General features: G+C 71.5%; 16 protein-coding genes and 3 tRNA genes. 7 read left to right on the plus strand and 12 right to left on the minus strand.

Annotated elements, in window-relative coordinates; genetic code table 11:
* Positions 1-66: 66 nt before the first annotated feature.
* Positions 67-140: transfer RNA gene (locus BJ968_RS04570), tRNA-Pro, on the minus strand.
* 90 nt (positions 141-230) lie between these two features.
* Between BJ968_RS04570 and BJ968_RS04575 the strand changes: the two genes are divergently transcribed.
* From BJ968_RS04575 to BJ968_RS04585, 3 genes are all read left to right on the plus strand, one after another.
* Positions 231-304 (plus strand) — tRNA-Gly (locus BJ968_RS04575).
* Between the two features lie 643 nt (positions 305-947).
* Positions 948-2129 (plus strand): ImmA/IrrE family metallo-endopeptidase, encoded by a 1182-nt coding sequence (locus tag BJ968_RS04580; RefSeq protein WP_179749616.1) that lies wholly within the window; start codon positions 948-950, stop codon positions 2127-2129.
* Positions 2126-2614 carry a DUF4411 family protein gene (locus tag BJ968_RS04585; protein ID WP_179749618.1) on the plus strand — a complete coding sequence of 163 codons (489 nt, stop codon included), beginning with the start codon at positions 2126-2128 and terminating at the stop codon, positions 2612-2614. Before BJ968_RS04580 ends, BJ968_RS04585 begins: the two co-directional genes overlap by 4 nt.
* Positions 2615-2681: 67 nt before the next feature.
* Here BJ968_RS04585 and BJ968_RS04590 read toward each other — a convergent pair whose 3' ends face one another.
* From BJ968_RS04590 to BJ968_RS04635, 10 genes are all read right to left on the minus strand, one after another.
* Positions 2682-3521, minus strand: coding sequence for a phage major capsid protein (locus BJ968_RS04590; protein ID WP_179749620.1), 840 nt, complete (start codon positions 3519-3521; stop codon positions 2682-2684).
* Between the two features lie 169 nt (positions 3522-3690).
* The gene (locus tag BJ968_RS04595; protein WP_179749622.1) at positions 3691-4230 is read right to left on the minus strand and encodes a hypothetical protein; all 540 of its coding nucleotides are present in this window, start codon (positions 4228-4230) and stop codon (positions 3691-3693) included.
* Positions 4227-4739: a phage terminase small subunit gene (locus tag BJ968_RS04600; protein ID WP_484496871.1), complete on the minus strand. Its 513-nt coding sequence runs from the start codon at positions 4737-4739 to the stop codon at positions 4227-4229. Before BJ968_RS04600 ends, BJ968_RS04595 begins: the two co-directional genes overlap by 4 nt.
* Before the next feature lie 136 nt (positions 4740-4875).
* Positions 4876-5223, minus strand: coding sequence for a hypothetical protein (locus BJ968_RS04605; RefSeq protein ID WP_179749627.1), 348 nt, complete (start codon positions 5221-5223; stop codon positions 4876-4878).
* A 44-nt stretch (positions 5224-5267) separates the two neighbouring features.
* On the minus strand, positions 5268-5630 hold the full coding sequence (locus BJ968_RS04610) for a hypothetical protein (protein WP_218884791.1): 363 nt from the start codon (positions 5628-5630) through the stop codon (positions 5268-5270).
* A gap of 197 nt (positions 5631-5827) precedes the next feature.
* Positions 5828-6298: a hypothetical protein gene (locus BJ968_RS04615; RefSeq protein ID WP_179749631.1), complete on the minus strand. Its 471-nt coding sequence runs from the start codon at positions 6296-6298 to the stop codon at positions 5828-5830.
* Positions 6295-7044: a hypothetical protein gene (locus BJ968_RS04620; RefSeq protein WP_179749633.1), complete on the minus strand. Its 750-nt coding sequence runs from the start codon at positions 7042-7044 to the stop codon at positions 6295-6297. Before BJ968_RS04620 ends, BJ968_RS04615 begins: the two co-directional genes overlap by 4 nt.
* Positions 7041-7394: a hypothetical protein gene (locus BJ968_RS04625; protein WP_179749635.1), complete on the minus strand. Its 354-nt coding sequence runs from the start codon at positions 7392-7394 to the stop codon at positions 7041-7043. Before BJ968_RS04625 ends, BJ968_RS04620 begins: the two co-directional genes overlap by 4 nt.
* Entirely contained in the window at positions 7391-7735 is a 345-nt protein-coding gene (locus BJ968_RS04630; protein WP_218884794.1) for a hypothetical protein, read from the minus strand. Before BJ968_RS04630 ends, BJ968_RS04625 begins: the two co-directional genes overlap by 4 nt.
* A 70-nt stretch (positions 7736-7805) precedes the next feature.
* A complete protein-coding gene (locus tag BJ968_RS04635) occupies positions 7806-8048 on the minus strand; it encodes a helix-turn-helix domain-containing protein (RefSeq protein ID WP_179749639.1) in 243 nt (80 codons plus the stop codon).
* Positions 8049-8396: 348 nt separating this feature from the next.
* Here BJ968_RS04635 and BJ968_RS04640 point away from each other — a divergent pair, with 348 nt between their 5' ends.
* The 3 genes from BJ968_RS04640 to BJ968_RS04650 all read left to right on the plus strand — a co-directional run bounded on the left by BJ968_RS04640 (position 8397) and on the right by BJ968_RS04650 (position 10933).
* Positions 8397-9533: a tyrosine-type recombinase/integrase gene (locus BJ968_RS04640; RefSeq protein ID WP_179749641.1), complete on the plus strand. Its 1137-nt coding sequence runs from the start codon at positions 8397-8399 to the stop codon at positions 9531-9533.
* A 53-nt stretch (positions 9534-9586) separates the two neighbouring features.
* Positions 9587-9653: transfer RNA gene (locus BJ968_RS04645), tRNA-Gly, on the plus strand.
* Between the two features lie 71 nt (positions 9654-9724).
* The gene (locus BJ968_RS04650; protein WP_179749644.1) at positions 9725-10933 is read left to right on the plus strand and encodes a glycerate kinase; all 1209 of its coding nucleotides are present in this window, start codon (positions 9725-9727) and stop codon (positions 10931-10933) included.
* A 28-nt stretch (positions 10934-10961) separates the two neighbouring features.
* Here the strand turns inward: BJ968_RS04650 and BJ968_RS04655 are convergent, their stop codons facing one another.
* Positions 10962-11585, minus strand: a complete 624-nt coding sequence (locus BJ968_RS04655; protein WP_179749646.1) for a mycothiol-dependent nitroreductase Rv2466c family protein — start codon at positions 11583-11585, stop codon at positions 10962-10964.
* Between the two features lie 104 nt (positions 11586-11689).
* Between BJ968_RS04655 and pepN the strand changes: the two genes are divergently transcribed.
* The gene (gene pepN, locus BJ968_RS04660; RefSeq protein WP_179749647.1) at positions 11690-14245 is read left to right on the plus strand and encodes an aminopeptidase N; all 2556 of its coding nucleotides are present in this window, start codon (positions 11690-11692) and stop codon (positions 14243-14245) included.
* Positions 14246-14314: the final 69 nt, after the last annotated feature.

The raw sequence follows: 14314 nt of genomic DNA on the forward strand, positions 1-14314 counted from the left end.
CGTAGCCGTCCGCGCCGGGGCTCTTCACTCGCACGACCGCCGCACGTGCAGGCGGACGCGTGTCCGTCGGGGTACCCGGATTCGAACCGGGGGCCTTCCGCTCCCAAAGCGGACGCGCTACCAAGCTGCGCCACACCCCGCGCGCCACCCGCGGGCGGCACGGGGAGAGGCTACCGCCCCGGCACCCGCTACGATGGTCACCGAGGGTCGCGCGCTGAGCCGGCCCTCACGCGGGTGTAGCTCAATGGTAGAGCCCTAGTCTTCCAAACTAGCTACGCGGGTTCGATTCCCGTCGCCCGCTCCAGTAAGGCCGCAGGTCAGAGGCCGGTTCGCTCCTGAAGGGCGAACCGGCCTCCCCCCACAATGACCCGCCACAGACCCCCAATGACCACGACTTAGGTCATGCGGAGGTCACGCCGAGGGCGTCGTGGGGACACTCGGTCGCTTGACCCTGGTGGGCTACTTGCGCTCCTGCTCGCGTCTCACGATGCCGACCAACCTGCGGTGACCTCGCCCACTCACCCGGACGACCGTGGACGTACCAAGGCAGACGCTCTCGCCGATGGCGGCGGCACCGTACGAGACCTCCCGCGGCGCGCAGAGACGGCACTGCCCTCGCCCGCTCGGTCCCAGTCATCCCGGCAGGCCGCGACGCGCAACACGGCACTGCGACGGAGCAGTCCTTGGACGCCATTGGAGGATCGCGAGCTACAGGACTGCACCACCGACGATGATCTTGAACGCTTTGCTTACCGCTGGCAACGAACTTTCAACGCCGTGGAACAACGCCGACGGCGCCCAAGACCCAAGGGCGCAGTGCGGTGTGGGACCGGTTGGGTGTGACCGACAGCTCTGGTTCGCCTCCCCCGACAGGTCGCCGTCCGCCTCCGGTACCGAGTGTCCGAGGCAGGCCCTAGAGTCCTTGCCAAGTCAGATGGAGGAGACCCGTGTCGACGGCCAGCAGCTTCGCGGTCCAAGCGCCGGTGTTGCGCTGGGCGCGTGAGACGGCGCGGATCGATCAGCAGACTGCCGCTGCCCGCCTAGGCGTGAAGCTGAATCGCGTCGAGCAGTGGGAGGCGGGCCAGGCCACCCCCACCTTGAACCAGCTTCGCAAGATGAGCGACGTCTACGAACGCCCCCTTGCCGCCTTCTTCATGCGTGAACTCCCCGACGTGCCCGAACCCTCCCGACTGCCAGACTTTCGGCGATCAGAGACTCGGGAAGGCATCGATCCGGCTCCGCTACAGAAGGCCATTTCCCGCGCCTACCGGCAACGCGATGCCCTCATCGATATTCTTGAGGCGACGGACGGGAATGCAGAGTCCGGGTACGCGGCGTTCGAGCTGGACCCGGAGTCCTCTGCCGAGGAAATCAGCGTCGAGCTGCGCACTGCTCTTGACCTAGATTCAATCCCCCGCGCCACCGTGCTCCGCCCGGAAGAATACGCGCGCACCCTAATCCGCAGAGCCGAGGCTCTCGGTATCACCGTCATTCAGACGCAGCGCGTTGACGCTCGCTTGATGCGGGGGTTCTCCATAGCGGATGGACCGTGCCCGATTATCGCGCTCAACGGTGCGGACTGGCCCCGCGGCAAAATTTACACCCTCATTCACGAGCTGGCTCATGTCGGATTCAGAACGAGCGGCCTCTGCGATCTGCAGCACGAGGACGACGGCGACCTTGAGCGCAAGTGCGAGCAGATTGCCGCCGCAACCCTCATGCCAAAGGATCAATTCCTCAGCCTGATCGATCTTCCCGATTCACGGGCTCTAGACACGGACACCGCCCGAGCCATCGGAAGTCAATTCGGAGTGAGCGGCGAGGCGGCTGTGCTCCGGACGATCGAGCTCGGTCTAGCGGAATGGGACGACTATTGGCGACTCAAGCCTGAATTCGACGCCGCTTACCGAGCTTTCCGCACGGAACAACGAGAGGCGCGGGAGGGGAAAGATCCTCCACCGATCTTCTATCAGCTCAAGGCTCGCGACTTGGGTCGCCGCTTCATTACCCGAGTGGTCGAGGCGCACCGCGATGAAGCCATCAGTTCCCGCGACGTCTCGCAGTTGCTGGAGGTCTCCTACGACAAAGTACCCAAGCTGCTGTCTGTAATCGGGGAGGCTCCAGCGTGAGTGCAGTCCCGCGGATTTACTCATTCGACACGAGTGGGCTCATCGACGGAATCGAGCGCTTCTACCCGATCGGCAACTTCCCTGGCGTATGGGAACACGTGGACGACCTCATCGCCGCGGGGCGCCTTCTGGTCTCGGAAGAGGCTTGGGCCGAGGCGCTACGAGCGGATGCCCCTCTCAAGTCATGGTGCCTGGAACCTGGCATGAACAGGGAAGCTTGCATCCGCGAAACGGATGCAGCGGTCGCGACTATCGCGGGTTCGATTACTAACGATTTCCCGAAATGGGCTCAGCAGGGTCGCAAGAATGGTGCTGACCCATTCGTCATCGCGGTCGCTGAGGTCGATGCGTGCACCGTCATCACGGGAGAGACCAACGGTGGACCTGGGCGACCGAAGATCCCTTACGTGTGTGGGCAGCGGAACGTCGACTACGGCAAGTTCGTGGACATGGTCCGTTACGAGGGGTGGGTACTACACCGGTAGGCGTCACCCCCCGACCCGCAAGACCGGTTGAGGACACGGGTGGGGGGACGTTGACGTCCGAGCCGGGTCAGGACGAAAGAGCGACCTTGACCACGGCAGCGGCGTGCGGCCATGCGTAGCCGACGCGCATGGTGGTGCGCACCGCCACGCTGTCCTTGGTGAAGAGCGGGCTGCCGTCGGTCTCGACGCGCACCTCGTCGCGGATGACGACGAACGAGCGGGCGCGGGGGATGCCCCACACGGTCCCGGCCGGCACGGCCGGGGTCACGAACAGCGGCACCCCGAGCACCACGCGCCGGGTCGGCACCGTGGGGTCGCCCGAGAACAGCGGCAGGTTGCTGCCGGTGGCCTGCTTGAGCTTGGCCAGCGCCCGGGCGTCGGCGGGGTTGGCGACGAACGCATCGACGGTCGCGCCGACCCCCTCGGCCTCGGCGAGGGCATCGACGAACGGGTCGACGCTCGACCACGTCTCGCCCGCATCGACGGTCGAGACGCCAGCCACCGCACCGATGCCCGCCTGCACGACGCCTGCGGCGGCAGCGGAGAAGAACCCCGCGTCGAGGCGCTTGGCGATGGCCTCGGCCATGCGGGCGGCGGTGAGGTCGAGCGCGGCGTCGTCGCTGTCCTCGATGGCCTCGCGGGTGATGCTGTCGAGCACCGCGAGCTTGAACGGCACGACGGTGACGGCGTCGGTACCGAGCGAGCTGAACGGGATCTCCTGCCCCTCGGCGACCCCGGCTGCGGTGGGGTCGCTGACGACGAGCGGGAACCGGGTCGACTTGCTCGTCGAGGTGACGACGGTGGAGACCTGCGTGGCGACCGAGCCAGTGGTCACGGGCCGCACGATGGTCGCCTGCACCTGCTCAGGGGTGAGCAGCGGCGCGGCGTTGAGGGTGTTCAAGGGCATGACGGGGGCCTCTCAGCGGGGTGCGTTCGGCGACGTCGTGCTCGACGTGGCCGGTACTGCCCGCACCCCGTGCCTGCCGGTTGGTGCGTGCCCCGCTGGGGCCGTGCGCGCTCGGGGTGGCCGGCACCTGGCCCGCACCACCCCTGCACGACACAGAGTAGTTGGTCGACTACCCGCCGCGCACGGTCTTGCGGACGGCCTGCGCGAACGTCTCGGGCTCACCTCGGGGGATCGGCCGGGTGTACCCGAGGCCGAAGCTCGACGGCCCCGGGGGTAGGTACCGCAGCCCCGGGCGGGCGGCCAGCAGGCCAGCCACCGCCTGCTCGACGGCCCCGGCATCGACGTGCCCGTCGGCGTCGAGCAGGTCGTCGAGGGTCACCTCGCCGTACGTCAGCAGGTCGCCCGCCTGCGCGAGCTTGCCCTCGGCGAGGCGCTCGACCTCGCGACGCTGCAGGTTGGTCACCCGCTCGCGCAGGCCGTCCCGCTCGGCCTCGGCCTCACGGAACGACGCCCGCCACCGGGCAGCCTCGGCGTTGGGGCCTCGGCCGGCGCTCTGCTGGCCCTCGTCCTCGGTGCCCTCGACGGGGTTACCGACCTCGCGGAGGCCCTCGGCCACGAGGTAGTCGTCGAGGCCCTCGGTGGAGGCCGGGTCGAACGTCTCGTCGGGCCCGGGCTGCGGGTCGGTGGTGGTGGTCGTGGGGATGCTCATGCGGGGTTGTCCTCTCGGTGGTCGTGCCCCTCGTCGCGGGCCTCGGTGGTGGTGTCCTGCGGGCGCGGCGCGAACGCCAGGACCGGGTCGACGGCCTGCAGCGCGGGGTACCGGCGCGGGGCGGCGGTGCGCGGGGACGCCTTGCTCTCCTTGGCGTCCGCATCGGCGGCGAAGATGCGCAGGCGGGCACGGTCGGTAGCGGTCGCCCCGAGCGCGGCGGTGCGTCGGCGCAGCTCGGCAGCAGCGGACGTGCGCCCCCGCACGAACGCCTCGTACAGAACGGCCGCGACCTCAAGCTCGGCCCACTCGGTCGCGGGCCACGTGGTGGTCAACGGCGAATCGCGCCACGTCGCCCACCACCGCACGGTCGAGGGGTGCCACCCGCCGTCGGGCTCAAGATCGGCTGGCAGGTCTTGCGGGCCAGCCACCGGCAGGTCGACGCGGCGCACGGTGGGGTCGTCCTTGGGTCGCGCCCGTCGGCGCGGGTCGCGGGGTGGGGGGCCGGGCATGGGGTGTCCTCTCGTGGTGCGGTGTGTAGGTCAGGGGGTGGACGGGGGCCGGGAGGGGTCTCTATCCCTCACGCGGGGGCAGCGCCTGAGCGCTCCGGTGATGACGAGGGGGCCGGGGAGAGGTCCCCTTCCCCCCTCACGCGGTCGGTGCGACCGGCGCGGCCGTGGCGATGAGGTGCACCTCGGCGGTGCGCGCGACGGGGTGCGGGTCGAACACCACCTGTCGGCCGAGGCGGTCGAACCACCGCCGCCGCCGCACGCCGGGGCTCGACCACGCGACGAACGTCTCGACCTCGTCGTCGTCCTCGGGCAGGTCGACCCCGGCCGCGCGCAGCAGCGACACCTCGGTGTGAGTCGCTGGCCGGCGCACGACGCCCCCATCGACGAACTCATGGTCGGCGACCTCCCGGGCGTCCTCGGCGTGGCCGTATACGCACGACAAGGTGTGCGAGAAAACGAGCGAGCCGTCGAGGTAGAAGCGCATCCGAGGGCCAGCGCAGAGCGGACAGCTCGGCAAGGTCACAGCCGTCACCGGGCACCACCCTCGTCGTCGTCCTCGGCCATAACCCCGGGGTGCTCGGTGCTACTCATAGCCGCGCGCAACCTTGCGATGACTTCGTCGCGGTCGCCGACCACCGGCACGAGGATGGCCGCGAGCTGCGCGGTGATGGCGGTCAGCGCGACGAGGTCGTCGGGCACTCCGACCCCCTCGGGGACGACGAGGCCGACCAATTGCGGGATGCGTTCGCGCTCCCCCTTGGCCGCTGCCTCGACCATCGCCACGGCCGTGAGACGGACGTCGACCCGCTCGACGTCGGTGGGTGCCGTCGAGTTCTGCGCCAACCACCGACGGTGCATGTCGGACATGGCCAGCGCGAACCCGACGTGCATGGCGCACAACAGGGTCGGCCCCTCGGTCTGCGCGTGAGGGCACCCGAGGTGGATGCACCGGGGTTCCCCGGTCTCGGTGACGAACGGGGGGAATGCGGGGGCGGTGGTCATGGCGGCGTCTCCCAACGGATCGGTGGTGGTGCGGGGGCTGGTGGGATTAGTGCGGAACGTGCGCCGTCGGTGACGGCGTCGAGGGGTCACCGGACGGCCCGCAGGTCGGGCGAGTTCGGTGGCCGGCGCTGCTGCTCGGCCAGCCACGCTGGGGGGCTGTCGTTGCGCTGCACCAACTCGACGAGGTGCTGCAGGCGCTCGACCCACTCGTCAGCGTCGTCCTTGGGAACGCGCACGCCGAGGGTCGGGGCGTCGCGGTCGGTGGTGATGGTGGGGAACCCCTCGACGGGCACGAGCCCGCACCACCACCCGCAGTTGTGGTTGCGGCGCAGCTTGTCGACCTCGTGCTCGACGAACAGGCCGACCCGGGCGAGCACGCCCGCGTGGGCCACCCGTCGGGCCTGCACGGTCTCGGCCGACCACGTCGGCAGGTGCTCGGCGATGGCCTCGGCCGACAACGACGAGCGCACGAGCAGCAGCGCGTGCGCCTTGCGGCTCTCGTCGGTGGGGTCGTCGGTGGCCTCAACGACGTCAAGCCGGTTGGGGTGGAACGTCACGAGGCACCACCCCCCTCGGCCGGGGATAAGTCGACCCACGTGGCTGCGAGTTCCCACCCCTGCGGTTCGGGCCACCGCGCGGTGCTGTCCTCGTGAGGGGTGGACGGCTGCGGCTGTGACCGCGCGCCAGCGCGGGCGCTGTCGCTGTCCGTCCACCCCTCACCCTCACCACCACCACTCCACTGACGTTCCGTGGTGGTGGTGTTGGTGCTGGAGCTGAAGTGGTTCTGGGTTAGGGGGGTCAGTGACGGTGGCTCCTCGGTCACTGACGCGTCAGTGACGGCCGCGTGACTCGTCACGCCTGCTGTGGCCCGGGCAGCGTCGCGGCCGTGGACCTTGACCCACTCGCAGCGGTCGCACTGCGAGTGGTCGCCCCGGGCGTGCAGTCCCTTGCGCCTGCGGTGGGCCTCGCTGCTCTTGGCGCTGGCGTCTCGCCGTTCGGCGATGGTCGCCTGCGATGGCTGGCCCCACCCGCCCTTGTCGAACGGCACCGAGTAGTCGACGACCTGCCACCCGGTGTCGGTGGGGGCCAGTACCCCCGCCTCAACGAGGGACTGCACAGCGGCCTCGGGATCGGGCACATGGCCGCGACGGGGCACGCCTCGGAGCACGGCCCCGTCGCTCTGGAACCGAGCGCAGTGCGGCAGGACGTCGACGAGGAACAGGGCCACGGCATCGCTCGTGCATCCGAGGGCGTCGAGCCGCTCGACCGAGTCGTGGTACTGCGGCCAGTAGAGGGCGCTCACGACGTGGCCCCCGGGGTCGCCGAGGGCGTGGCCGGCACGAGGTCGATGCGGGCAGCCCGTGCTCGTCGAGGACGCCCGACCTCGGCCTCGGGGTCGGGCGCGGGCAGGTTGTAGGGGTCGATGGGGGCCTCGGGGTCGAGGGGCCATAGTTCGCACGGCACGAGTCGGGCCGACCACCCCCGGTTGCGGGCGCGGCGCACCCGCTTGGCAGCGGCGCCCATCGTCAGGAACGGCGAGCGGAACGCGCCCCGGGGCGTCTGCACGAGCACCAACCACACGACGCGCGGGTCGCCGTCGAGCAGCTCGGGGTCGTACTCGCCGAGGCCGAGGTCGGCGGTGTGGGGGCTCACGACGTCGCCCCGAGCGTGCCGACCACCCGCAGCTCGACGAGCACGGCCGCAGCGGGCTGCCCTCGGTCCCGAGCGGCCTCGACCGCGCGCTGAGCGGCCGTGGCGGTCAGGTAGACCCGGGAGCGGGTGTGCGCCTGGTCACTGCCGACGTTGAAACGGACCACGACGGCCCATCGCCCCTCGACGGCCCTCACGGTGTCGTGGTCAACGACGTTGACCCCCTCGACCACCTCGTCGGTCAATGCGATGATGGCGCGGTCGGGGCTTTGGTCGGCGCTCGACTCCTTGGCGGTGCCCCTGACTCTGGCCGGTGGGGGCGCCGCCGTTCTCGTTCTGGTCATCTGAATTCCTAGGTGTCGGTGTCGTCGATGGGCGCTGAAGCGTTCATCCCGGCCGTGCCGAGCTACTCCCCTACCGCACGGGTGCGGTGCCCCGTTGAGCGAACTCCTCCCGGTCGAGCGCGCTGGCGCCGTGGACGGCCGGGCGCGTGCCCTGTCGCAGGAACTCGTCGAGCACCTCCGTGGGAAACCGCACGAAGTGACCGACCTTGACGTGCGTGATGCGGCGTTCCTCGACGAGCCGACGCATGAACCGCGTCGTGACGCCGAGGTAGTCGGCCGCGTCAACCACGTTGAGCATCTGGCGGGCAGGCATGAGCGGTCCTTCCGGTTGAGGGGTCTCGCCGATTGGCGGTCGTTCCCAGGGACTCTCAGAGAACCTCGGGGATTCAATGACGAAACTCTGACCGAGATGGCCGGACAAGGCAAGGCAGAAATGCGTTGCACTGCAGCGGTACCCGCTTATTACATACGTCGAACCCGCTTTCGCAGGACAACACGTCGGCTGACCTGCGACGACAGTTTCGGCCGTACCCATAAGTGGGTACGGCGGCATGCGCTTAAGCGGGTGTAACCCGGTTTCGACGCACGGAGGGGGTAGTCACGCGCCCGATCGGACTAGTAGAAACCACGGCTAGGCGAGTTCGATGGCATCATGTGCTGCATGACTAGTCCTAAGCGGTCACGCCGGGCATCCGACGGGGCCATCGACAGGTTGCCGAGCGGCGCATGGCGCGCACGGCACACGGGGCCGGACGGCAAGCGGCGCACCAAGTCGTTCCCAACCAAGGCCGACGCGCGAGCATGGATCAACACCCAAGCGGCCGACGTCGTGCGCCGCGAGTGGCGGGCGCCCGAGGTCGGCCGGCGCACGGTCGGCGACTACGCGGCCGACTACCTCGCCCGTCCCGACCTGCGCGAGTCGACCCGCACCCTCTACGAGCGGGTGTGGCGGGTACACCTCGACGAGGTGTGGGCCAGCACCCCCGTCGGCGAGATCACCGTCGAGGCCGTGCGGCGCTGGCACGAGCGCGTTGGTGCCACGACGGCGCCAACGGCCCTCGTGCAGGCGTACCGGCTGCTGCGGGCCGTCCTTAACGTCGCGCTCAACGACGGGGCCATCCGAGCCAACCCTGCGACCGTCAGGGGTGCGGCCGTCCATAAGCCCGCGCGGGCCACGCGCAGCCTCTCCCCCGAGGACGTGGTCAAGCTGGCCGAGGCGGTGCCTGCTCGGTACTCGGTACTCGTGCTGGTCTTGGCGTGGTCAGGGCTGCGCTTCGGCGAGGCCGCTGCGCTGCGCCGTCAGGACGTCAGCGCTGACGGGCGACTGCTGACCGTTGAGCGGGGCGTCTGGCACGACGGGCACGAGCACCTCGTCGGCGACGTCAAGACGGCAGCGGGTCGGCGCCGGGTGGCCCTGCCCGATTCAATCGCCACGGCACTCGTCGAGCACCTGCGCGAGTTCGTGCCACGGCAGCCTGACGCATTGGTGTTCGGCACGAGGTCGGGTGGGTTCCTGGCGCGGTCGAACTTCTCGTCGATGTTCTCGCGGGCGGTCACTCGGTGTGAACTTCCTCCGACCCGACCTCACGAGCTGCGGCACACGGGCGCGACCCTCGCAGCGGCTGCTGGCGCCTCGCTGCGCGAGGTGATGACCCGCCTTGGGCACTCGTCACCGGCCGCTGCACTGGTCTACCAGCACGCCTCTGAGCACCGCGACGACGAGATCGCGCGGGCGCTCGACGTCGTCGCAGCGGCGACCCCGAGGCGGGTCACTAGCACGGCCATTTCAGTCGCTTAGGTCACGTGGCGGTCACACGGGGCCTCGCGGGGGACCTCGGACGACACTGACCTGCGGCTTTACCTGGAAATAACCTAGTCTTCCAAACTAGCTACGCGAGTTCGATTCTCGTCACCCGCTCACCGACGGCGGCCGGCTCTCTCAGAGCCGGCCGCCGTCCGCGTCCCCGGGCCCGTCGGTAGGGTCCGTGCATGCCCACCGCGGAGCCGGCCGGTGTCCACGTCGTCGTGGCCCCGGACAAGTTCAAGGGGTCCCTGACCGCCGCCGAGGTCGCGCAGGTCGTCGCCGAGGGCTTCACCGCCGGGTTCGCCGACGGCTTCCACCGCGCCGGGGCCGGTGGCGCGCGCACCGCCCCCACCCTCACCTGCACGGTGCTGCCCGTCGCCGACGGCGGCGAGGGCACCGTGGAGGCGGCCGTGCGCTCGGCGGGCTTCCGGGCCCTGACCGCGAGCGTGCCCGGGCCGACCGGCGCGACGGTCGAGGCCGTCCTCGCCCGCCACGGCGACCTCGCGCTGGTCGAGATGGCGCAGGCCTCGGGGCTGGACCGGCTGCCCGGCGGCGTCCCGGCGCCGCTGACGGCGACGACCCGCGGCACCGGCGAGCTGGTCCGCCGCGCCCTCGACGACGGGGCCCGCGAGGTCGTCCTGGCCGTCGGCGGCAGCGCCACGACGGACGGCGGCGCCGGGGTCCTCACCGCCCTCGGCGCCCGGCTGCTCGACGCCGGCGGCCACGACCTGCCCGACGGCGGCGCGGCCCTGCTCGACCTGGACCGCGTCGACCTGTCCGGCCTGGACCCCCGGGTCCGCGAGGTCCGCTGGACGCTCGCCGCGGACGTGGACAACCCGCTGCTCGGCGAGCGGGGCGCCGCGGCGGTATTCGGCCCGCAGAAGGGCGCCTCCCCCGCCGACGTCGCGCTGCTCGACGCGGCCCTGACCCGCTTCGCCGACGCGCTGGCCGCCGCCACGGGCACCGACGCGCGCCGGGCGCCCGGCGCGGGCGCGGCCGGCGGGCTGGGCCTGGTGGCCCTGGGCCTGCTGGGGGCCGTGCGCCGGCCCGGCGTCGAGGTCGTCCTGGAGCTCGCGGGCTGGGCCGAGCGCACGCGCGGGGCCTGCCTCGTCATCACGGGTGAGGGCAGCTTCGACGAGCAGTCCCTGGGCGGCAAGACGCCCGTGGGGGTGGCGGCCGCCGCCGCGCGGATCCCGGCGCCGGTGGTGGTCCTCAGCGGCCGCCGCGCGCTGCCGGAGGAGCGGTGGCGGGCCGCCGGCTTCAGCGACGCCCGCGCCCTGACCGACCTGGAACCGGACCCCCGCACGTGCGTGCGGGACGCGGCGGTGCTGCTGGCGCGGCTGGCCCGTCAGCTGGGCGCCGAGCACGGCGCCCGGGCGGCCGCGCGCGCCTGAGCCCGCGCGGCCGCCGGTCGCGCCGTCCTCAGTCGAAGACGGGGCCCTGGGTCCGGGTGCGCTTGAGCTCGAAGAAGCCCGGCACGCTCGCCACGAGCACGCAGCCGTCCCACAGCTTGCCGGCCTCCTCGCCCTTGGGGGCGGGGGTGACGACCGGGCCGAAGAAGGCGACGTCCTCGAAGGCCACGACGGGCGTGCCGACGTCCTCGCCGACCTTCGTGATGCCCTCGGCGTGCGAGGCGCGCAGCTCGGCGTCGTAGGTGTCCTTGCCCGCGTGCTCGGCCAGCTCGGCGGGCAGGCCGACCTCGGCGAGGGCCTCGGCGATGATGACGTCCCAGTCCTCCTGGCCGCCGGGGTGGCGGCGCGTGCCGAGCGCGGTGTACAGCGGCAGGACGACGTCCTCGCCGTGCAGGATGCGCGCGGCCGTCACGACGCGCACGGGGCCCCAGCCGCGCTGCAGCATCTCGCGGTAGCTCTCGGGCAGGTCCGGCTTGTCCTCGTTGAGGACCGACAGGCTCATGACGTGCCAGCGCACGCTGATGTCGCGGACCTTCTCGACCTCGAGGATCCAGCGCGAGGTCATCCACGCCCACGGGCACAGCGGGTCGAACCAGAAGTCGGCCTGGGCCCGGGCGGCAGTCTCGGTGGTCATGGGGCCATGGTGCTCCCCGCGCCCCGGGCACGGGCGGCGGGGCCCCCGTCGGGGCGGCGTGGCAGAGTGCTTCGACGTACCTGAGACCGAGGGAAGGACGTGCCGTGCCCGGGGAGAACCTGACGCGCGAGGAGGCGCGGGCCCGTGCGGGGCTCGTGCAGGTCGAGCACTACGACGTGGACCTGGACCTGACGACGGGGCCCGAGACGTTCCGCTCCACCACGACGGTGCGCTTCACCGCCACCGAGGGGGCCTCGACGTTCATCGACCTCATCAGCGCCGCCGTGCACGAGGTGGTCCTCAACGGCACCGCCCTGGACGCGGCCGCGGTCGCCGACGGGGTGCGCGTCCGGCTCGACGGGCTGGCCGCCGAGAACGAGCTGCGCGTCGTGGCCGACTGCCGCTACATGAACACCGGTGAGGGGCTGCACCGCTTCGTCGACCCGGTCGACGACGAGGTCTACCTGTACTCGCAGTTCGAGGTCGCCGACTCCCGGCGCGTGTACGCCGTCTTCGAGCAGCCGGACCTCAAGGCCGAGTTCACCTTCACCGTGACCGCCCCGGCCCACTGGCGGGTGGTCTCCAACTCCCCCGTCGAGCACCGCCACCCCGTCGAGGCCGGCACCCGCTGGACCTTCGAGAAGACGCCGCGGCTGTCGTCCTACGTGACCGCGATCATCGCCGGCCCCTACGAGGGCTCGGAGGACTCCCTGGTGTCCGCCGACGGCCGGACGATCCCGCTGGGCGTGTACTGCCGCAAGTCCCTGGTGCAGCACCTCGACGCGCACAACGTCGTGCGGGCCACCAAGCAGGGCTTCGAGTTCTTCGAGCGCGAGTTCGACCGCCCGTACCCGTTCGCCAAGTACGACCAGGTCTTCGTCCCCGAGTTCAACGCCGGGGCCATGGAGAACGCCGGTGCGGTGACCTTCGTCGAGAGCTACGTCTTCCGGTCCAAGGTGCCGCAGGCCACCGTCGAGCGGCGCGTGGTCACGGTCCTGCACGAGCTGGCCCACATGTGGTTCGGCGACCTGGTGACCATGCGCTGGTGGAACGACCTGTGGCTCAACGAGTCCTTCGCCGAGTTCGCCTCGACGCTGGCCGCGGCCGAGGCCACGGAGTGGAAGGGGTCGTGGACGACCTTCAACTCCCTGGAGAAGTCCTGGGCCTACCGGCAGGACCAGCTGCCCACCACGCACCCCATCGTCGCCGAGATCAACGACCTCGAGGACGTCGAGGTCAACTTCGACGGCATCACCTACGCCAAGGGCGCCAGCGTCCTGAAGCAGCTCGTCGCCTACGTGGGCCGCGAGGAGTTCCTCGCCGGGGTCCGCGCCTACTTCGCCCGGCACGCCTACGGCAACACCGAGCTCGTCGACCTGCTGCGTGAGCTGGAGACGACCTCGGGCCGGGACCTGTCGGCGTGGTCGCGCGAGTGGCTGGAGACGGCGGGGGTGGCGACGCTGCGCCCGCAGCTGGCGACGGACGCGGACGGCACGGTCACCTCGGCCGCCCTGCTCCAGGAGGCCCCGGCCGAGCACCCGCACCTGCGGTCCCACCGCATCGCGGTCGGCTGCTACGACCTCGTCGACGGCAGCTTCGAGCGCACCGACCGCATCGAGCTGGACGCCGCCGGGGCCAGCACCGACCTGCCGCAGCTCGTGGGCCGCCGGCGCCCCGACCTGCTGCTGGTCAACGACGACGACCTGGCCTACGCCAAGATCCGCCTCGACGAGGCGTCGCTGGCCACGGCCCTGCAGCACCTGGACGCCTTCAAGGACTCCCTGCCCCGCTCGCTGGTCGCGGCGGCGCTGTGGGACATGACGCGCGACGGCGAGTCCCCCGCGCGCGACTACGTCGACCTGCTCCTGACGACGCTGCTGCCCGGGGACGCGGCGCGCGCGGACTCCACCGTGGCCCTGGTGCTGCTGCGCCAGCTCACCACGACGGTCGAGCTGTACACCGCCCCGGCCCACCGCGAGGAGGTCCGCGCCCGGACGGCCTCGACGCTGCTGGAGCTGCTGCGCGCGGCCGCCCCGGGCAGCGACACGCAGCTGCAGTTCGCCCGCTCCTTCGCCTCCTTCGCCCGCAGCGGCGAGCACCTGGCGGTGATCGGCGGCCTGTACGACGGCTCGCAGGTCATCGAGGGCCTGGAGGTCGACGCGGACATGCGCTGGGTGCTGCTGACCTCCCTGGTGGCCGGCGGGGCCGCCGGCGAGGAGGCGATCGAGGCCGAGCTGGCCCGCGACGCCACCGCGACCGGCCAGCGCTCGGCGGCCGCGGCGCGCGCCGCCGTCCCGAGCGCGGAGGCCAAGCAGCGGGCGTGGGCCGACGTCGTCGAGCGCGGCGACCTGCCCAACGCGGTGCAGGCCGCGGTCATCGGCGGTTTCGGCCGGGCCCACGAGGAGGCCCTGCTGCGGCCCTTCGTCGAGCCGTACTTCGCCGCGCTGCGCACGGTGTGGGCCGAGCGCACCAACGAGATGGCCCAGCAGATCGTCACCGGCCTGTACCCGGTGGAGCTGGCCGACGCGGCGCTGCTGGAGCGGACCGACGCGTGGCTGGCCGCCGAGCAGGACGCGCCGCCCGCGCTGCGCCGCCTCGTGCTGGAGAACCGCGACGGCGTCGCGCGCGCCCTGCGGGCCCAGGAGCGCGACGCCCGCTGACCCGTGCCCGGTGCCGGGGGTGGCCGCACCGCCCCTGGCACCGGCGTGCAAGCAGGTCGCAAGGCGGGC

Source organism: Kineococcus aurantiacus, from assembly GCF_013409345.1.
Lineage (GTDB): Bacteria > Actinomycetota > Actinomycetes > Actinomycetales > Kineococcaceae > Kineococcus > Kineococcus aurantiacus.